Consider the following 18,852-nt stretch of genomic DNA (forward strand, 5'->3'; position numbering starts at 1 on the left):
AATTATTCCTTTGGTATGATATTAGCATAGTCCAAACTGCTGACTACAGTGGTGACAGGCTATGCTTATTTTGATATAATAAGAAGGTAATGGACTGACGGTCACCCCCTTAGAACTAAGCGTTCGTAATAGAAAGTGTCAGCCGCCTTCTTGTTATAAAATTCGATTAAGCAGGTTGTACCTGCTGTGTTTACAGCAGCGTTCGCATCACTAACCAAAATGAATTTTAATAAGCTCCTGAGCGGAAACATTACAAAATATCAGAAAGAAGGATTTATCATGATTAGTGTAGGAATTGATGTATCAAAAGGAAAAAGTACTGTTTGCATTATGAAACCTTGCGGCGAAATACTTGAATCACCCTTTGACATTGGTCACACTGCCGATGAACTGGATTCTCTTATTTCTCTCATCAAATCATTCGATGAAGAAACCCGTGTTGTTATGGAAGATACAGGTCACTATCATCTTCCTGTTGCGACCTATTTATCTTCTCACAACATTTTTGTATGCTGTGTAAATGCCTTGCGTATGAAGAAGTTCTGCTCGCAAAGCATAAGACGAGCAAAAACCGATAAAATTGATTCGATTAAAATCGCATCTTTCGGTATTACATACTGGAACGAGCTTGTTAAGGCTTATCCCTCTAATGTTATATACGATGAACTTAAATTTCTTGCACGTCAGTATTATCAGGTTACAGGTATGCTTGTTAAATCAAAGGTGAACTTCTCCAATCTTCTTGACCAAGTTATGCCCAAAATCAATGATGTTCTTTCAAATCAAGGTGAAAATCACAAGCTGACCGAGTTTGTCAGTCGATATATTCATTTTCAGAATATTCTCGATATGGGAGAAATGAAATTTACATCTGATTACTGCAAATGGGCAAAGAAAAAGGGATACCGCTTAAACGAGCGTAAGGCAGCGGAAATCCTTGCCCTTGCTCAAAACGGTATCCCTACGCTTCCTAACTCCCAATCCGTCAAAATTGCCGTTAGTGAAGCCGTCAAGCTGATCCACTCAATAGAGGAATCACGCAATACCATTTTAGCACAAATGCAGGATCTTTGCAACACCTTGCCTGAATATTCTGTTGTCAAGGAAATGGATTGTATCGGAGATACACTTGCTCCACGTATCATTGCTGAAATTGGCGATGTACGCAGATTCAAAAACAAGCACTCTCTCATTGCCTATGCAGGCATTGACGCTCCGCCTTATCAGTCGGGTGCATTCCACGCTTCTGAGCGTCATATATCCAAGCGTGGAAACAGTTATCTGCGAAAAACAGGCTACGAGATCATGCAGTCCTTAATCAAACACAAACCTGCCGACAATGCTGTCTATGACTTTATTCAGAAGAAACGCAGCGAAGGGAAATGCGGCAAAGAAGCAATGATTGCGGGGCTTAACAAATTCCTTCGAGTTTACTACGGCAAGGTTATGGAGTTTTACTCCGAACATTAATTGTAGTCTCAGGTACATACTCATCGGGCGTTTGAATACTTCCTTCAAACGTCAGCTTTGCTATATCGTTTTTTCCTTTGCTTCTTTTCTCAACTTTGTTCATTTTGCCTATTGATTTTTCTTAGCAGGTTTCTGCTAAATAATTATATTCTTTATGTACTTTATTTATGAGATGCAACTCATATTCAAATCGCTTTTAGCTTTATCGTAATCTTCTACTTTATTATTGTTATTGTTCCGTTGTTTATTTCTGCGTTTCTTTTAGAAGTAATGGTATACGGAATATCCGTCACATCATTAAATAACAATATTATTGAAGGAAACGCAACAGAAGTATTGTGTTTGATATAATCAAAATGTATTTTTACTACATAGCATTTGTCAGTAGTATAAGTTTCAAATCCCCAAACATCTGATAAATAATCCGTAAAATCACCGGAATTATCATATGATGATCCAAATATACCTTGAATTGGTTTAACTGGTACTGAAACTTGTTTAGGAAGTTTAACTGAGTCTGCATAATCCAAAAATTCAGCCGTAGAAGGAATATGGAATATTTCATCTAAATCTCTATCATTCATTAGATAATTCTTATCATCTACACTCAACTCGGGAAATGTATCAACGGTAACAAGAGAGCCTTTGGGGAAATATAATGAAACTTCTACATCTTCATCATAGTCTGTTCCAGCATTTGTTAGAATTAGCCCGAGAGATTTCATTCCAGTTAATGCCTTGTCAGCCGAAATCCATTTTAGAAAATCTTTTATGGTGTCATATAGCTTGTATATTAAATGATATTTTCTTTCTTCTTGGTCAGAACCACTAACAGAGGAATACATTGGTAAGCCATCTAATGATTTATGTAGATTTCCAAGATCAAAGAAATTCTCATTTAATTCTATGTTGAGGTGTTTAGCAATTTCTGTGATGTATGTCTTAATATTATCACTAATCTCTGCTGGTGGCATAAAAGATAAAGTCCCAGTAAGCAAAGGATTTCCTGTAATTTTTGCTGTCTTAATTGAGTCGATTTCGGAATAGTATTCTCTAAGTTTAGCAATATACCCATTTTCGTCATATTCGCTTTTAAGTTTGAAATCCCTTATTACCGCATTATCAGAGATATGATTCTCTCGATCAAGCCCCTTTAACAATAGTGATGAATGTCTTTCATTATTTATTCTTTCAATAGTTTTTAAACTCAAAAAGTATTGTGACAAATGTGCAAAGAAATCTCGTTTAAAGTCATCAATCGAAGTGTATGTAGAATAAATACCCCTATCCTTATATTTGTCCTTAAATGCTTTAACCCGTTTGTATTCTTCTGAATCCATTTGTGACGGATTAAGTGGTTTGTCGCAAAAATACATAAAGACTTGTTTACCATCATGGAGCATTATCTCTATTTCTTCCTCGGTACCAGAACCATATTCATCTGTTGGCGTTCCGAACCTTGTCCACATGATGGCAATGGCTGCGTCACAATCATTTACAAATTGTTCATTAAGAAGTGCTTGTGGTTTACCACCAGATTGAGGATATGAGTTTTTACTCCAATGCTTAGTTCTAATTGAGATTCCAAGTGAATCTGCAAAAGTTGCATTGAATTGATCAACGACTTCTTTAATGCAATTAACCTCATCTTTAATATCACCAGGACAGGAGATTAAAAGATCATATTGAATTACACTTTTGGGCATAATACCTCCTATTCTTCAAATGCACTTACACTGGCTATATAGGTGAACTTATCATTACCTGTTGATAAAACAAATTCCTTTTTGGCAGTCGCTATACTTGTGAAGTAGTTTCTAAATGGAGCAGATACCGTTTCTGCCCATTCCTTAGAAATCGGTTGAGGAATAAGAATTTCTTTGTATCTTTGACCAACATCTTCTCTGTTAGTTTGCATTAGTGTAACTCTCTGCCATTGTTTACGGGTTTCGGTTAATGATAATGCCCATAATAAATAGAATGGAGAATAGCCAAGGTCATTTTCATGTACTCTGATTACAAACACTTCCTTGGTAAGTACAATCTGTTCCTCTCCAGGTAATAGAATAGCAAATTCACCTATATTACTGCTTGCACGGCTTGGAGATATAAGATCCCAAGCACATAAATTACTTTTTCCGTTATCTGTTTTCCAAAATCTCTTCGCCAATTCTATTGAGACGAGATTTGTAGGATTTACATTTATTCTCATATTTCTAATGTCAGATACTTTCACATAGGGAATATTTCCATTCCTCATATCATTACTTGGGCTTCCATGTCCACCTGATACAGTTATAATACCTTTATTAATCAGTTCTTCAATTGAGATTTGCTCGAATTTATGAGTGAGTTTTAATTCGTCAAATGGGCGCTGTAATGAGTAGTCATAATATTGAGGAACAAGAACATCAGCTTTATATGTATCTGCAAGTGGAACGGTGAACATCTCATCATTCTGCCCATTTTGATACTTAATTGCTAATCTTAACAATTCGTTATCGATTATTTTGGTTCTTTCTCCTGCACTATTAACGATAAACCTATCACTTCCGTTCTTATATATTCCACAAGTCTGAGGATTGAGGAATGTAACTAAATCTGATTCCAGGTTTACATTAGTTTTCTTTTTGTCGATTTTTTCAAAGATATAGAGATTAGTTTTTGCTCTACAAAAGCCTTGAAAAGCATCCATCGGTACATTGGCAACACAGATGGGTTTTAATCGATCTTTTACCCAATCACGTACAAATTTGTATGAAGGAGAGAAAAAATATGTTTCTGGAAGAACGATACATAACCTTCCTTTATCCTTTAATAAATCATAGCATCGATTAAACATTGCAAGTCCTAATTCAATATCTTTACCTGTATCAACATATTCTGTGATGCTTAATCCTGATTTCTTTGCGTCCTTATATTTAATCTTTAATGGCGCTCCAAAGGGAGGATTTGTAAACACCTTTGTAAATCTTCCGTTTTTAAAGGAATTTGTTAGTAAATGAGGATATTTACTTTCCCATGTATGAGTTAGAACACTATCACCTCTAACACAATGAGCAGAACCGTCGCCTAAAATCTGCATAATAGCTTTTGTCAGTTTAATGCCAATAGCGTCCTTGTCAATACCATGGAGATGAAGTTGAGCCCAACGAGAGATTTCTCTTTCTTGATTTGGATATAATTCTTTAAGTTCAATAAGAGCTTGAATAAGGAATCCACCAGTGCCACAAGCAGGGTCAATAATAATGTCATTGAGATTCAAGTCCATCAATTTCATTGCAGCTTGAATTACCTGTTTTGGCGTGAAATACTGACCCTCTTCTTGCTTTAATGCCGCACTTCTTAACACCTGAAAAGCAATAGATACCGTATCTGCTCCAATGTCAATAAAGTTGAATTTTGATATTTTTTCAACTATATCATGAATTGTAGCATTATCAAAACGGATTTCCTGATCAGATTGTGTTATGAATATATCCGGATAAATATCGGTGAAAGTACTGAATTTTTCCTTAATGTAATCGCCCGTACCACTTTCAGTAGCAAAAACTCGAAAATACACTTCGTTTTTTGGATCAATTTTACCCTGTTTATCACTATCAAGTTTTAAAAGTATTATATTACATAATTGATCGAGTTGTTCTTCTCTACGAGTAACGTTTCCATCTTGCGCAACAACTTTGTCTAATAATTTGGAGAATGTTTTGTATAACGTATCTTTTGTCGGTATTACTAAATCGTTAAAAGTAAGATTAACTGACGTTGGACTAATTGGAGCACCTATTAAGGGAATGTCTTTAACCGTTTTCTTTTTTGGGAAGCTCAATCCTTTAGCATCTTTATAAACAAATAATGTATCTGAAGAAATATCAGGATTATTCGCCCATATTCCAAGTTTAACATGAGGTTCTAAGGATAAATATGTTTCAAGTTGTTGTAATCCAACATCAATATTCGGCTGCTTGCATTCTATTAAAAATAGAAGATGACGATAATCTCCGCAAGTTTCTGGACTCTCAAATACCGCTATGTCAACTGGAAAATAATCAAATGAAGTCCCTTTTTCTCTTTTGGATGCTTCAGAAGGAGTTTTAGGAACTTTCCATTCATTTTTTCCGTAAACAATCTGCTCTATTTTCCAACCATTGGATACAAGACGTTCTACTAATGGACCAACAACTAATTCTTGCTCAGGACCGTCTTTAAGTTTTTCACGAATATAATCAGCTACCATTCTATATCCTTCCTAATACACAAATAATAAAAGAGTTTTAATATATTATTGTACCATTTTTCAGGCGTAATGTCAAGATTTCGAGAACTGTTTTAATGATCTTATCGGTCTTAGTCATTCAACTTCGACTCCACCGGAATCAAAGTTCCTCTCAAAAAGAAAAGAGCCAAATAGGAAATGCTTCTCAGCTCCATATCCTTATTCAATCCCCGTAAACATAATCTGATAACTCAGCCCCGTAAACTCCCTGAGAAAATCCATATCCGAGAAGTTCAGCCCGTAGTTATGCGTTTTACCGCTGTCCTTGCCCGTGTAAAGATACGCCATCTTCTCCTGATCGAGATGCTCGGTGCGGAGTGCTTCACGGTCAAAACCTTTTTCTTTCAGGTGATACAGCACGATGCGTGAAAGTTGCACCTGCACGATGCGATAGCTCTCGGTGTCGGCACAGTGATCGAGAATGCCCAGAATATCGAATATCGTTTCGGTGTCCTTCAAATGCTCGGTGTCATACTCAGCTTCGGGGACGTACTCAATATACTTATCATTATTCAGAAACTGCACCGTACAATTCACATAGGGAATGATCTTGAGCTGCATTTCCAGGCTGATCTCGCTTCCACGACGAAGGCTAACCCACCTCTGTGAAAGGGAGCTTACCGACTTGAACACACTTCTCTTCTTATTTGCCTGCGGAATGATCGGCGTATCGTCCTCGTTAATGAGATAATCTATCGGAACATCGAAGTATTCGGCTATTCTTGTTATCATATCGAGGTTAGGCATACCGTCATTCACCCATTTGGTGACGGTCGCAGCCGAAATGCCCAGCTCGGTGGCTAATGTTCTCGGCTTGATTCCTCGCTCATCACATAATTCATTGTATTTTCTCCAAAAGACAGTCATTTTGTGTCCCTCCAATTTGTGCAAAAGGCAGAACTTACTCGGTTCTGATTATTTTTGCTTGACGAATGCTACTTGAATAGCATATAATACACTTTAGAAATTGGAACGTGTTATTTCTTTTCTTATTATAGCATAGAAAACGCAATCTGTCAATAGAAATACAAGAAAAATTACAAAAGTAGAGGAAAACAAAACTTATGAATGAAATCAAATGGGTAGAACCCCGTCCGCTTCGGCAGAGTGCGAACGCTATCCCTTTTCCGCTCGATGCGTTGCCGAGCGTCTTGCGAAACATGGCACAGTCGATCTCGGTCACGACTTCCACCGATGTGGGAATGGCAGGGACAGCGATGCTCTCAGCCGTGGGCTACTGCTTCACAGGTCTGTACCGACTTGCGGGCAAGGCAGACCACACCGAACCGCCTGTGCTGTATTCTATCATCATAGCACAGCCTTCTGAAAGAAAAAGCCCTGTTATGCACTTTATCAAAGCTCCGTTCGACACCTTTGAGAGCAAGTACAACAAAGACCACCGTGAGGAAATGTACAAGGCACAGCAGGACGTTAAGGCGCTGGAAGCCCGTGTGAAGTCTATGGAGAAAGAGGACGAGCCTGACACCGCAGCCATAGCAAAGCTCCGTGTCCAGGCAGATAATATCAGAAACACCGCTCCTATTCGTATCGCTGTTGACGATATAACGCCCGAATCCCTTGTGATAGAGCTGAGCGAGAATGATTCTCTGTTGATGATCTCTGACGAAGCCGGAATGCTTTCCAACTTCAACGGCAAGTACAATGGCGGTATTCCAAATCTCGACTTGCTCCTTAAAGCGTGGAACGGTGAGAAGTACATCTGCAACAGAGTTATCCGAGGACGAACGGAAATTCCCCGTCCTTATCTTTCTGTCGCTCTCGCAGGTCAGCCGTATATATGGGACAACATGATGAATGATACCGCTTTCAGGTCAAGCGGACTGATCGCACGTTTCGTTCCCTGCTTCGCCAAGAGCGATGTGGGAAATCGTAGATATGATACCGCACCTATATCAAAAGAAGTCAGGGAGCAATATCATGATTTCATTCATCAGCTCCTGAAAGGAAAAAAGGATCACAATGGAGAGGAAATGATACTGCACCTGTCCCGCCACGCTTCCGAGGAGTATATCGAATACTGCAACAACTATATCGAAAAAGAGATCAAGGAATCCATGTGCTGCTGTCAGGACTGGGGCGGAAAGTTTCATGGTCTGATACTTCGGATAGCCTGTATTCTTCATTGTGCCGACTGCTGTTCCAGGGGTATCGAGCCTTCCGAGGAAAGTGTAAATCATGACACACTGCTGAGGGCTTTTAATATAGCTCACTACTATCGCTATCAGGCGATATATGGTTTCAGCGTGAACGCTCCCGACGGGAACATTGTAAAGGCTGAGAAGATCATTCAGATTTTCAAGACAAAGAATATTAAACATGGCTTGAAGTCAGACCTCTACCACGCGTGCCGATGCAATCTTTTTCCTACTGCAAAGGACTTCTATTCGGCACTCGATACGCTTGCCGAGTACGGATATATCGCCTACGAAAATGTGACCGCCGCCAACAACAAAAAGGCTCAGATGGTTCATGTGAATCCCCATATCTGATTTTACCGGATTTTGTGTTTTTTGTGGTGGCTGACATTGAAACGACGGTATTACGGAGTTTGCAAAATACAGACTTGAATGTTGGTTGCTGTCGGTTGATGTTGGTTGAGCATTTTTGCGGAAAGGAGGTGACGTGTATGCCCGATATGGAAAGGGTTGAAAAGCTGACTTCTATCCTTGAAGAAAGAAGCGGTCTGGATGTTCGTGAAGCGGTAGTTCGTTTCTACAACTATCTATCAATCGAGGAGACCAGAATTTATGATAAGGAGACAGACTATCTGCTTGACACGCTCGGTGTTGAGATCGAGCTGCCGTTCTGATTCAGGATAGCGAACTTGGACATTTTTGTCCGAGTTAAAATTGAGGATAATCGCATAGACTTTAGCTCACTTTTGAGCGAAAGTTCATGAGTAGAATCATCATTTTTGAAATGCTGATTTTGAAAAAATGTAATGCGGATTTCTGCATTACTGTGTCCACATTTTCGGCTGCTCTGTCAGCCGTCTTAGCCCCGCAGGACGGAGTATGTACTTGTGATGTGGGTATTTCCCCGTCACAAGTACTACGGAGTTACAAGCGGCGCTCTGCACCCTTGTAATCGCTGCTACGCAGCTTTTTCCCTGCGACTCTCTATTGTGTCGTTCAGGAAAAATCTGTCCGTCAGGACTGGCGTAGCACATAGCGAAGTCTTGTGCTTGCCTTCTCCGCCTCAGCGGTCAAGAAAGGAGTTGATGCCTATGTTTTTGTATTGGATTTCGTAGAGATAGAGAAGTAAATCCAATGAACAAGAAAGGCGAAATTATGAAACAGAAAAGAATTTCATTCGGTCAGGGAAAGGGGTCTCTGACTCACAATAACAGGGAGTTCGTGGCGGACAATGTTGATCCGCTCCGTACTCCGCAGAACATCACCTTCGTGCGTCAGCCGATAGGCGAAGCATACGATCAGCTTTTTGCTGAATCCACCTAGCGTTATAATGCCAAACAGAAGCGTAACGACCGCAAGGTTCAGGGAAGCTATTACGAGTATCTCTTTGGGGTAAAACCCTGCAACACTGTCCGCACTGCCGCCGACAAACGTAAGAGCTTTTATGAGGACGTTGTGCAGATTGGCAAGATGGAAGATTCGGGATACGGCACTGAGGACTTTCAGCTTGTGGCTGATTGCCTGAAAGAGTACATGGAAAGTTTCCAGGATCGCAACCCGAACTTCTATGTTTTTAATGCCGTCCTGCACATGGACGAGGCAACTCCACACCTGCACATTGACTACATTCCTGTTGGGCATTACAAGCGTGGGCAAGACACACAGAACGGTATCGCCCAGGCTCTGAAAGAAATGAGCTTCGGTGAAGGGAAGCAGGCTATTGCCCGTTGGCGAGCTGCCGAGGTCGAAGTGCTGAATAAGAACTGCCTTGAACACGGCATCAAGCCCCTCGCTCCCGAAAAGGCGAGAGGTACGCTGGAAGTTGAGGAGTACAAGGAACAGCGTCGTCAGGCTGACGAACTGGCAGAGCAGAATGCTCAGGTCAAAGCGGAACTTGGCGAAAAGCGAGAAATGCTTAAAGCTGTCAAGGAGAAAACTGCTAAACTTGCGGAGATCGACAGCATTGAAACGGGAAAGACCGTGTTCGGCGGTAAGGTTACAGTATCGCAGGAGGACTGGCAGAACATCACCGACCTTGCAAAAAAAGAAGTTGCATCGCAGAAACAGACTAAGAAGCTCCGTAAGGAACGTGATGAAGCTGTTAGGGAGCGTGATGAACTGAAAGCAAAGTTGTCTGCTGTTTCTTCGGAGCTTGCTACCTACAAGAAAGCCGAGGAACAAAAGGGACTTTTCACCCGTGAGAAGCTGAAAAAGGAAGCCAAGCGTATCAGCCGTGAGGACGAGCTTTCCCGTGAACTGAGGAAGGCTAAGGCTTTTATTTCTGCCTGTGGGCTGAGTTCCGATTTTCAGCAGTACAAGTACAACAGCACTACAAGAAAAAACGTGCTGGAATAAACATACAAACAAGATAGAAAGCAGGGGAAGTACCTGCTATGGAGGTCACTATGACAACAAACAGAAAGAACGAGCTTATCGCTCAGCTCGTAAATATCCTGAGCGAACTTATCGAAGCCAATGATCCCGAACAGGTATCCAAGGTCAAGTCTGATGCCGTGGAGATGCTGACCGTAAAGGAATGCACCGAAGCAGTCAAGGGGTTGTCCGAACATACCGTCCGTAAGCTGATCAAGCAGGGTAAGCTGCCGTATCTGAGGACAGGTGACGGCGTGAACGGCAAGATGCTTATCAACAAGGCAGACTTGCTTGCGTATTTCAACGGACAGACAACCAACAAGTAAGTCTGTATGCTGAGAACGGCGATTTTACGCTGTTTGAACGTCAACAGACAGAAAAACCACAAACACCACAGAACAAAGGACATAGATTTGGGCATACTCCCGAAAAGACAAAAAGATACATTAAGTTACTTGACATACAGCCGAATGCGCGCTATGATTAGAGTAACAGGAGTATGCCATAAAATCTATGTTGACAGAAAGGGAATCAACTTATGGCTACGATAAGAAAAAGGGGAAACTCCTATCAGATCAGAGTTTCCTGCGGATATGATACATCAGGTAATCAGGTCGTGCAGACCATGACATGGAAGCCTGCGGACGGTATGAACAAGAAGCAGATCGAAAAAGAGCTTCAGAAGCAGGCTATTCTTTTTGAGGACAAGTGCATGAAAGGTCAGGTCACGGCGAATATCAAGTTTCAGGACTTTGCTGAGCAGTGGTTTGAGGAATATGCAAAAGTCAATCTTCGCCCTACATCATACGCACGAATGAAACAGCTCACCAAGCGTGTCTATCCTGCCATAGGTCACAAGCGGCTTGATAAGATAACTGCTCGTGATATTCAGAAGTTCGTGACAGATATGCTTGTCAACGGCAAGAATATGAACACAGGTAAGCCGCTGTCGAGGAAAACGGCAGTGCATCATCTAAGCTTCATAAGCGACGTATTCAGCTACGCTATCCGTATGGGAATGCTGACTGACAATCCTTGCAGACGGGTGGTTGTTCCAAAATCTGAGCAAGAGGAAAAGCAGATATATACGCTGGACGAGGTAAAAACACTCTACGAACATTTAAAGGACGAGCCTATGAAATACCAAGTGTATCTGCTGCTTGCGATATACAGCGGCTTCAGGCGAAGCGAAATGCTGGGATTGGAATGGAAAGACATCGACTTTGAGAACAGCCTGATCCATGTCCGCAGAACATCTCAGTATACAAAAGAAAAAGGCATATACACCGATACCACTAAGACGCGAAAGTCCAAGCGTGTGTCAAAGTTTCCGCCGTCTATAATGAATCTGCTAAAGCAGTTCAGGACAGAGCAGGCCAAGGAAGCGAAACAGCTCGGTACAAAATGGGAGGGTCACGACAGGCTGTTCACCAAATGGAACGGCGCACCTATGAATCCGCAGACTCCCTTTGAGTGGCTTCAGGGTTACTGCGAGCGTATCGGAATACCGTTCCGAAATATTCACTCTCTACGTCACCTCCATGCCTCGCTACTGATTTTTGAGGGTGTGGACGTTGTAGCGGTGTCCGCAGATATGGGACATAGCGTTGTTGGAACGACCTTAAATTTATATTCCCATATGTTCCAAGAGGCGAGAGCACGCAACTGCGATGCGATAAGCAACGCTCTAAGCTTCACGAACGAGGTTAAAGTGAAAGAAGAAAAGCACTCCGAGGACAGCACAGAGGGCACCTACGAAGATGAGGACGAGCAGGAAGAAGAACAGTTCGGACAAGTTTTCGGGGCATAAAAACAACCGCAGGGCGCAAGCCTTGCGGGGTACATAGAACACAGCCAAGAGGTAGTCGAAAGCGGTTATTTTCAAAATAAGTGGCAGATAAGTGGTTGAGGAGATTTTAGGGAAAAATAAATCCCTGAAAACAACGCAAATGCGTTATTTTCAGGGAAGTGATCTGGTGACCCGTACGGGAATTGAACCCATGATTCCGCCGTGAAAGGGCGGCGTCTTAACCTCTTGACCAACGGGCCGATTTTTCGCTATGAGAAATGTGGTAGCGGTAACTGGATTTGAACCGGTGACACCCTGGGTATGAACCAAGTGCTCTAGCCAACTGAGCTATACCGCCATATGCGTTTCTCATAGCGACTTGATTATTATACACTATTTATACCCCGTTGTCAACCTTTTTTGCACAAAAAGTTTGGACTTTTTTGATTTTTGCCTTTTTGCACAGTATTGTGCTTTCGCTAAAAAGCAAATGCGTCATTTTGCATAATTTTTATGTGCAGCTACAATATAGGAAGTGTATAATAAGAATATTTTACATGAATTTTGCTTAAAACTCTTTAACAGTTTGCCGTTTTGTGATATAATATATTAGATCAGTATAGATGTTTTGATATCATAATAAAAGGAGTATGGCACAATGAAAAATGTGTTTATGAATAGAGAGCTGTCATGGCTGAAATTTAATGAAAGAGTCCTTGAGGAGGCTGAGCGTGAGTGCGTGCCACTCTGTGAAAGACTTTCTTTTGCTTCTATCTATCAGAGCAATCTGGACGAGTTCTTTATGGTCCGTGTGGGTTCGCTCACTGACCAAATGGAGGTCGATCCGGACAGCAGGGAAAATAAAACAAATATGACCGCTAAGGAACAGCTCAAAGCCGTTATCGCTAGAGTGGGCGAACTTAACGAGCGTAAAAATAAGATCTACGCTGACCTTATGAAGAAAATAGCCGAGCAGGGCGTTGCTCTTGTTGATTTTTCCAAGCTTACAGCGGAGGAAAATTCTCAGTTGGAACAGTATTTTATTAATCAGATAGCTCCGCTCCTGTCGCCTATGGTGGTGGGCAAAAGACAGCCTTTCCCTTTCCTTAAAAATAAGGATATCTATGCCGCAGTTGTCCTTGAAAGCAAAAATTCTAAGGAGAAGCTGGGTGTTATCTCCTGCGGAAGTGAGGTCTTTCCAAGACTTATAAAGGTCGGTTCAACAGGCAAGTATATGCTCTCTGAGGAGCTTATCCTCCACTATGTACCTAAAATTTTCAAGGGCTACACCGTCAAGTCAAAGTCGCTTATAAGAGTTACAAGAAATGCTGATATCGACGCTGACGCACTTTACGACGAAGATCTTGATTACCGTGAGTTCATGGCTGACCTTATCAAGAAAAGAAAGCGTCTTGCACCTGTCAGACTGGAGCTTTCAAGACAGCTTGATAACAATATCGTTGATCTGCTCTGCAAACAGCTTGAAGTGAATAAAAAATCTGTTTTCAGAAACAGCACTCCTCTTGATCTGTCATTCCTGTTCCAGATACAGGATATACTCAGACAGAAAACCGAGCTTTTCTATAAAAAGAGAGTTCCGCAGAGGTTTACTGCCTTTGACGATAACAAGCCGATCCTGCCGCAGATAAAAAAGAAAGACAGACTGCTTTCTTATCCTTTTGATAGCATAAAGCCTTTTATCAATATGCTCCGTGAGGCGGCTGACGATAAAAATGTTGTGTCTATAAAAATGACATTGTATCGTGTGGCAAAGCACAGTGAGGTGGTCGAAGCCCTTTGTGAAGCCGCAGAGAACGGCAAGGACGTTCTTGTGTTGGTGGAGCTTAAAGCGAGATTTGATGAGGAAAATAATATCGAGTGGTCACGCCGACTTGAAAAGGCTGGCTGTACTGTTATCTATGGTCTGGAGGGCTATAAGGTACATTCAAAGCTTTGCCTTATCACAAAGCGTTCAGGCACAAAGACCGAGTATTATACTCAGATAGGCACCGGAAACTACAACGAGAAAACTTCAAGACTTTATACCGACCTGTCTGTTATGACCTGCGATAAGGACATCGCAAAGGACGCTATAGACGTGTTCAATGCTCTTGCTTCTGACGATACTGTAAAGAGCGTTGACAAGCTTCTTGTTGCACCGAATTGTCTGCAAAACAAGGTGCTTGATATGATAGACGAGCAGATAGCCATAGCACAATCAGGGGGAGAGGGCTATATAGGCGTAAAGATAAATTCTCTCACTGATAAGAAGATAATCGACAGATTTATCGAAGCTTCAAGAGCAGGCGTTAAGATAGACCTTGTGGTAAGAGGCATATGCTGTCTTATCCCAGGCGTTGAGGGCGAAACCGACAACATCAGGATAATAAGCATTGTAGGACGTTTTCTTGAACATTCCCGTATCTATATGTTTGGCAAGGGCGAGGAAAGAAAGATATATATTGCTTCCGCAGACTTTATGACAAGAAATACCCTCAGACGTGTTGAGGTCGCTACACCTATTCTTGACGAGGATATCAAGTCTCAGATAAGCATGATGTTCGACAAAATGCTTGCAGATAATTGTCAGGCAAGAGAGCTTGACTCTGACGGGGAATATACCCTTGTTTCAGACGGCAAAGAGCCGCTCAATTCTCAGGAATTTTTCTATGACCTTGCCTATGAAAGAGCTTCAAAGGCGGAGGTCGAGGATAAATGACAATATTTGCCCTGAAGGGTTCACTTGAAGAAATAACACCGGCACAGCTAAGCAAACAAACTTGCTCAGCTGTGTTTATTACCGACTCTGCTCACGCAGAGGAAACCCTCAGAACGGCGAACATAACCTACGAGGGCGTGATATCCCTGCGTGACGTTGTGTTCTGTAAGATAGAATCACAGCCTTTCTGTCTGGCAGGCACGCTTTCTATCCCCAAGCTTCTTGACATAAAGGGAAGCCGACACAGGATACAGTTTTTTATCGACAACAAAAACATGGTGATAATAGACGATGAGGAGTTCTCGCTCAGGTTAGTCCAACGCATACAGAGAAGCAGGCATAATCAGGGAGAGAGCAGGGAGCATTTTATCTACAATTTTTTCAGCGAATTTATGCTCCGTGACACCGAGCTTCTTGCGGAACATGAGCAAAAGCTTATGGAGCTTGAGGAGAACGTAAACGATGGCAAGACGGACGATTTTCTTGAAACCATAACGCCTATCAGAAAAGAGCTTCTTATTTTGAGAAGCTATTATGATGAAATAATGGATCTGGGCAGAGAGCTTGAAGAGGACGAGAACGGCTTCTTTGAGAAAAAACAGAAAAAATATTTCGGCACTATCTCAGACCGTGCCGACAGGCTCATGGGCAGAACTGTACATCTTCTTGAATATGCAACGCAGGTGCGAGACGCTTATCAGTCCCATGTCAATGCTCAGCAGAACAAGAATATGGAGTTTCTTACGGTCATATCCACTATATTTTTCCCTCTGACCCTTATCACGGGCTGGTATGGCATGAACTTTCAGAATATGCCCGAACTTAAAGAGGGTATCCGGGTGTTATAGCCCTTAGTATAATAGTAGTGATAGTGTGTATAATCTTTTTCAAACGAAAGAAAATGCTTTAAGGCGGACTTTGTTCCGCCTTTTTTCGTGCTAAAGGTCAGAAATGGCGGTAAATTCATATTTCACCTCTTGAATTTGGATAATAATTGTGCTATAATAACTTTATATTTGCGAAAAGAGGTGACTTGTCTGAATAAAGAATTACTGCTATTGCTGTTGAAGCTGGCAGCAGGCTGTGTCGTAATAATGACCTTTATCGTCATTGCCTGCCTTATCACTCCAAAAATAGCACGATTTATTGAAAAACGTCACCCTGAGCTTGCCGAAAAGGACGATCCCGAAAGGGTGGACGGTGAGAATACAGGGAATGATCCTGAGAACTATAAGGTACAGGGCATATTTGATAAGTCCCATATTGACGGCTGGGATCCCAACTATAAGATATATAACGAGGATATCTATGCTCTTAATTTTAAAAAGAAAAAGAAGAATGTCAGCAGTGAAGCTGTTAAAAAAGACGACGGCAACAAGAATAATGACAATGCCTGAATGATATAAGAAAGAGGTTTTATAAATGGCTAAGGATAAGAAAATGGTTGACGCGATAACCTCCATGGACGAGGATTTCGCAAAGTGGTATACTGATATATGTATGAAGGCTGAGCTTGTTTCATACACAAGCGTAAAGGGCTGTATGGTAATAAGACCTTACGGCTACGCAATATGGGAGAATATCCAACATATACTTGACACAAAGTTCAAGGAGCTTGGTCATGAAAATGTTTGTATGCCTATGTTTATCCCTGAGAGCCTGCTTCAGAAGGAGAAAGACCACGTTGAGGGCTTTGCACCTGAGGTAGCTTGGGTAACATACGGCGGAAGTGAAAAGCTTGAAGACAGACTTTGCGTAAGACCAACGTCTGAAACGCTTTTCTGCGAGCATTATGCTAATATAGTTCATTCCTACAGAGATCTTCCTAAGCTTTACAATCAGTGGGTATCTGTTGTACGTTGGGAAAAAACAACAAGACCATTTCTTCGTTCAAGAGAGTTCCTGTGGCAGGAGGGTCATACTATCCACGAGACACCTGAGGAGGCTATCGAGGAGACAGAGAGAATGCTCAACGTATACGCTGATTTTTGTGAGCAGCAGCTTGCTATGCCGGTCGTAAAGGGCAGAAAGACAGAGAGCGACAAGTTCGCAGGTGCAGAAGCAACATACGCTATCGAGGCTCTTATGCACGACGGCAAGGCTTTGCAGGCAGGCACTTCGCATTACTTTGGCGATGGCTTTGCAAAGGCTTTTGATATCACTTATACTGGAAGAGATAATAAGCTTGCACACCCATTCCAGACATCATGGGGCGTTACGACAAGGCTTATCGGTGCAGTTATAATGACACACGGCGACGATAACGGACTTGTTCTGCCACCTGCTGTTGCACCTGTTCAGGTAGTTATCGTACCTATAGCACAGCACAAAGAGGGCGTTCTTGACAAGGCTAACGAGCTTTACAACACACTTAAAAATGCAGGCATAAGAGTTAAACTCGACGATTCAGAGCAGTCACCTGGCTGGAAGTTTGCACAGTATGAGATGAAGGGCGTTCCTGTAAGACTTGAAATTGGTCCAAAGGATATTGAGAACGATCAGTGTGTGCTTGTTACAAGACACAACAGAGAAAAGGTATTCTGCAAGCTTGGTGAGCTTGTTGAAACAGTAAATGAAAGACTTCAGGCTGTTCATGATGGTCTTTATGCAAAGGCACTTGAAAACAGAGAAAGACGTACCTATGTTTGCAAGACACTTGACGAGATAACAAAGGCTCTTGAGGAAAAGGGCGACGGCTTTGTTAAGGCAATGTGGTGCGGCGACGAAGCTTGCGAGGATAAGGTAAAGGAACTCACAGGAGTAGGTTCAAGATGTATCCCGTTCGAGCAGGAAGAGATAGCAGATACCTGCGTATGCTGTGGAAAGCCTGCGAAGCATATGGTGCTTTGGGGCAAGGCTTATTAATAGGCTTTTTGGATAAAAAATATCGGGTGGCTGTCAATTTGTTATTGGCAGTCACCCGTTTTTTTGTTTGTGATTTTTAGCTGTTTGCTTGGACAAGACTCTTTATTATCGGTATGATAAGGCAGAGCATATATACTATAGTGGCAGGGTTTGTAAAGACGTATCTGCGACATTCTTTCGGTGTAAGCACGTTTTCACTGTCATCAATGATAAGCTTTTTAAGGCTTGTGAAAAGAACCATAAAGCCCACCAGACCTATGACTATCTCAGCAACGCTCATGAAGGTTTCATAGTGTTCAAGCCCTATTGCGTCAGATATGGACGAGAAGTTTGCAAGCAGATTGTTTAGACAGTGTATTATAACTGTTGGCAGTATCGAGCCGCACTTTGCGGCGATAATAGCGTAAACAAGTCCTGTGCCGAATGCCGAAGCCGCCTGAGGGATATTTCCGTGCATAAGTCCGAATGCAAGCGCTGAGAAAAGCACCGCCGCACCCCTTCCGTATGGGCTTAGAGCCGTGAGGATCGCTCCACGGTAGATAAATTCCTCCACGATAGGGGCTATTATCACAACGTATGAGAACTGCACTATTACTGCAATGGCAGAGGGCTGATGAATGGAAAAATCGCTTGTGGGAACTGTCACTCCGTTTTGACCAAGTATACCCGTGAGGATAGATATGAGCTGTGACAGCAGAATGTTTATCACAAAGCAGGCTGAAAACCATTTTAGCCCTTTTACTGCCGTGCCTTTTTTCGGCTTTATGAAGCTTGATTCTCGTTTTCGGAAAAGTATAGCAAAAACTATCCCAAAAACAAGCACGCTCATAAGAGTAATAAACAAATTTGCCGTCATGGAAAAAGTAGTTGAGCTTATAAAAGCGGTCTGCTTTTTCAGATAGCTGAGAACTGCCGAGTAGCTAAGAGTGATTTTTCCTGAGTGGTAAGTGTATGCAACGTAAAAGAATAACACTGCGAATATCCTGTTTAGCAGGTTGTATAGAATGAGCAGAAGTGAAATTTTCACGCAATCTATAGTAAGAAGTTTCTTTTCCTGCTGTTTTTCAGGGGTCAGCAGAGAAACAGACTTTTTGGTAGTCAAATATTATTCCTCCCTTGTTCGGTCTTATCTATATATTATAACACACAACATGGTGCTTTTGCAAATGGTATTTTGTCAGGTATGTGATGAAATGTTATGGAT

At 41.8% G+C, this 18,852-nt stretch carries 15 protein-coding genes and 2 tRNA genes; 11 read left to right on the plus strand and 6 right to left on the minus strand.

Annotated features, from left to right (window positions below):
- The first annotated feature begins 279 nt into the window (after positions 1-279).
- Complete coding sequence (locus tag RBI_RS01780) at positions 280-1,470, plus strand: IS110 family transposase (protein ID WP_038670590.1); 1,191 nt, start codon at positions 280-282, stop codon at positions 1,468-1,470.
- Positions 1,471-1,685: 215 nt separating this feature from the next.
- On the opposite strand, the gene RBI_RS15065 is transcribed toward RBI_RS01780, so the two are convergent.
- The 3 genes from RBI_RS15065 to RBI_RS01795 all read right to left on the minus strand — a co-directional run bounded on the left by RBI_RS15065 (position 1,686) and on the right by RBI_RS01795 (position 6,613).
- A complete protein-coding gene (locus tag RBI_RS15065; RefSeq protein WP_038670592.1) occupies positions 1,686-3,176 on the minus strand; it encodes a hypothetical protein in 1,491 nt (496 codons plus the stop codon).
- An 8-nt stretch (positions 3,177-3,184) separates the two neighbouring features.
- Positions 3,185-5,707: an HsdM family class I SAM-dependent methyltransferase gene (locus RBI_RS01790; RefSeq protein WP_051706282.1), complete on the minus strand. Its 2,523-nt coding sequence runs from the start codon at positions 5,705-5,707 to the stop codon at positions 3,185-3,187.
- A gap of 198 nt (positions 5,708-5,905) precedes the next feature.
- Positions 5,906-6,613, minus strand: a complete 708-nt coding sequence (locus RBI_RS01795) for a helix-turn-helix domain-containing protein (protein ID WP_038670594.1) — start codon at positions 6,611-6,613, stop codon at positions 5,906-5,908.
- A gap of 197 nt (positions 6,614-6,810) precedes the next feature.
- Between RBI_RS01795 and RBI_RS01800 the strand changes: the two genes are divergently transcribed.
- The 6 genes from RBI_RS01800 (at position 6,811) to RBI_RS01820 (ending at position 12,085) form a co-directional block, all read left to right on the plus strand.
- Positions 6,811-8,256, plus strand: coding sequence for a YfjI family protein (locus RBI_RS01800; RefSeq protein WP_038670596.1), 1,446 nt, complete (start codon positions 6,811-6,813; stop codon positions 8,254-8,256).
- A 137-nt stretch (positions 8,257-8,393) separates the two neighbouring features.
- Positions 8,394-8,576: a hypothetical protein gene (locus RBI_RS01805; RefSeq protein ID WP_038670598.1), complete on the plus strand. Its 183-nt coding sequence runs from the start codon at positions 8,394-8,396 to the stop codon at positions 8,574-8,576.
- Positions 8,577-9,036: 460 nt separating this feature from the next.
- Positions 9,037-9,225 carry a hypothetical protein gene (locus tag RBI_RS15165; protein ID WP_022049327.1) on the plus strand — a complete coding sequence of 63 codons (189 nt, stop codon included), beginning with the start codon at positions 9,037-9,039 and terminating at the stop codon, positions 9,223-9,225.
- 132 nt (positions 9,226-9,357) lie between these two features.
- On the plus strand, positions 9,358-10,257 hold the full coding sequence (locus RBI_RS01810; RefSeq protein WP_022049326.1) for a plasmid recombination protein: 900 nt from the start codon (positions 9,358-9,360) through the stop codon (positions 10,255-10,257).
- Positions 10,258-10,307: 50 nt separating this feature from the next.
- On the plus strand, positions 10,308-10,601 hold the full coding sequence (locus RBI_RS01815) for a helix-turn-helix domain-containing protein (protein ID WP_038672924.1): 294 nt from the start codon (positions 10,308-10,310) through the stop codon (positions 10,599-10,601).
- A gap of 212 nt (positions 10,602-10,813) precedes the next feature.
- Positions 10,814-12,085 (plus strand): site-specific integrase, encoded by a 1,272-nt coding sequence (locus RBI_RS01820; RefSeq protein ID WP_081855910.1) that lies wholly within the window; start codon positions 10,814-10,816, stop codon positions 12,083-12,085.
- A 164-nt stretch (positions 12,086-12,249) separates the two neighbouring features.
- Here RBI_RS01820 and RBI_RS01825 read toward each other — a convergent pair.
- Positions 12,250-12,324 (minus strand) — tRNA-Glu (locus RBI_RS01825).
- Between the two features lie 21 nt (positions 12,325-12,345).
- A tRNA-Met gene (locus RBI_RS01830) sits at positions 12,346-12,422 on the minus strand.
- A 300-nt stretch (positions 12,423-12,722) separates the two neighbouring features.
- Between RBI_RS01830 and ppk1 the strand changes: the two genes are divergently transcribed.
- The 4 genes from ppk1 (at position 12,723) to proS (ending at position 17,648) form a co-directional block, all read left to right on the plus strand.
- Positions 12,723-14,783, plus strand: coding sequence for a polyphosphate kinase 1 (ppk1, locus tag RBI_RS01835; protein ID WP_038670600.1), 2,061 nt, complete (start codon positions 12,723-12,725; stop codon positions 14,781-14,783).
- Positions 14,780-15,631, plus strand: coding sequence for a magnesium transporter CorA family protein (locus RBI_RS01840; RefSeq protein ID WP_242843657.1), 852 nt, complete (start codon positions 14,780-14,782; stop codon positions 15,629-15,631). Before ppk1 ends, RBI_RS01840 begins: the two co-directional genes overlap by 4 nt.
- A 210-nt stretch (positions 15,632-15,841) precedes the next feature.
- The gene (locus RBI_RS01845; protein WP_242843658.1) at positions 15,842-16,180 is read left to right on the plus strand and encodes a hypothetical protein; all 339 of its coding nucleotides are present in this window, start codon (positions 15,842-15,844) and stop codon (positions 16,178-16,180) included.
- Positions 16,181-16,205: 25 nt separating this feature from the next.
- Complete coding sequence (gene proS / locus RBI_RS01850; RefSeq protein WP_038670602.1) at positions 16,206-17,648, plus strand: proline--tRNA ligase; 1,443 nt, start codon at positions 16,206-16,208, stop codon at positions 17,646-17,648.
- Between the two features lie 76 nt (positions 17,649-17,724).
- Here proS and RBI_RS01855 read toward each other — a convergent pair whose 3' ends face one another.
- Positions 17,725-18,750 (minus strand): CPBP family intramembrane glutamic endopeptidase, encoded by a 1,026-nt coding sequence (locus RBI_RS01855; protein ID WP_051706290.1) that lies wholly within the window; start codon positions 18,748-18,750, stop codon positions 17,725-17,727.
- Positions 18,751-18,852: the final 102 nt, after the last annotated feature.

The organism is Ruminococcus bicirculans (ex Wegman et al. 2014) (assembly GCF_000723465.1).
Classification (GTDB): domain Bacteria; phylum Bacillota; class Clostridia; order Oscillospirales; family Ruminococcaceae; genus Hominimerdicola; species Hominimerdicola aceti.

What these genes read in the sequence shown, in the direction of transcription:
- RBI_RS01795 (WP_038670594.1), bottom strand. Translation starts at nt 6,613, where the DNA reads ATGACTGTCTTTTGGAGAAAATACAATGAATTATGTGATGAGCGAGGA.
- ppk1 (WP_038670600.1), top strand. Translation starts at nt 12,723, where the DNA reads ATGAAAAATGTGTTTATGAATAGAGAGCTGTCATGGCTGAAATTTAAT.
- RBI_RS01790 (WP_051706282.1), bottom strand. Translation starts at nt 5,707, where the DNA reads ATGGTAGCTGATTATATTCGTGAAAAACTTAAAGACGGTCCTGAGCAA.
- RBI_RS15165 (WP_022049327.1), top strand. Translation starts at nt 9,037, where the DNA reads ATGAACAAGAAAGGCGAAATTATGAAACAGAAAAGAATTTCATTCGGT.
- proS (WP_038670602.1), top strand. Translation starts at nt 16,206, where the DNA reads ATGGCTAAGGATAAGAAAATGGTTGACGCGATAACCTCCATGGACGAG.
- RBI_RS01805 (WP_038670598.1), top strand. Translation starts at nt 8,394, where the DNA reads ATGCCCGATATGGAAAGGGTTGAAAAGCTGACTTCTATCCTTGAAGAA.
- RBI_RS01800 (WP_038670596.1), top strand. Translation starts at nt 6,811, where the DNA reads ATGAATGAAATCAAATGGGTAGAACCCCGTCCGCTTCGGCAGAGTGCG.
- RBI_RS01820 (WP_081855910.1), top strand. Translation starts at nt 10,814, where the DNA reads ATGGCTACGATAAGAAAAAGGGGAAACTCCTATCAGATCAGAGTTTCC.
- RBI_RS01815 (WP_038672924.1), top strand. Translation starts at nt 10,308, where the DNA reads ATGACAACAAACAGAAAGAACGAGCTTATCGCTCAGCTCGTAAATATC.
- RBI_RS01780 (WP_038670590.1), top strand. Translation starts at nt 280, where the DNA reads ATGATTAGTGTAGGAATTGATGTATCAAAAGGAAAAAGTACTGTTTGC.
- RBI_RS01840 (WP_242843657.1), top strand. Translation starts at nt 14,780, where the DNA reads ATGACAATATTTGCCCTGAAGGGTTCACTTGAAGAAATAACACCGGCA.
- RBI_RS15065 (WP_038670592.1), bottom strand. Translation starts at nt 3,176, where the DNA reads ATGCCCAAAAGTGTAATTCAATATGATCTTTTAATCTCCTGTCCTGGT.